This is a genomic window from Xenorhabdus entomophaga (assembly GCF_037996725.1).
Lineage (GTDB): Bacteria > Pseudomonadota > Gammaproteobacteria > Enterobacterales > Enterobacteriaceae > Xenorhabdus > Xenorhabdus khoisanae.
In genome coordinates this window covers 1-244 of record NZ_JBBMXH010000460.1, presented here as the reverse complement: position 1 = coordinate 244, position 244 = coordinate 1, and the positions used below count along the sequence as shown (strand labels likewise).

The window sequence follows — 244 nt, the reverse complement described above, 5'->3', positions numbered from 1 at the left end:
TTTCTGCCACACCGTTTCATCAAACGGGTCGTCATCTTTGTCCAGTGTGTAGATCAGGGCGAAAAAAGTATCATCGGGGGGCACCTGACCACGCAGGACCTTAACGGCATAATCACGCAGTTCGTAACAAATCCCTTCTTTATTAAAGCCGGCGGTGGTAATGCCAAACAACAACGACTGCAAACGCGCCCCCGTGGCCGTTTCCAGTACATCCCACACATCACGGGTTTTATGGGCGTGCAGC

The 244-nt window shown here is 52.0% G+C and carries 1 pseudogene; it reads right to left on the bottom strand.

Going from position 1 to position 244, the window contains the following annotated elements:
- Positions 1–244 (bottom strand): annotated as a pseudogene (locus AAC854_RS23620) (terminase large subunit); the annotation flags it as partial.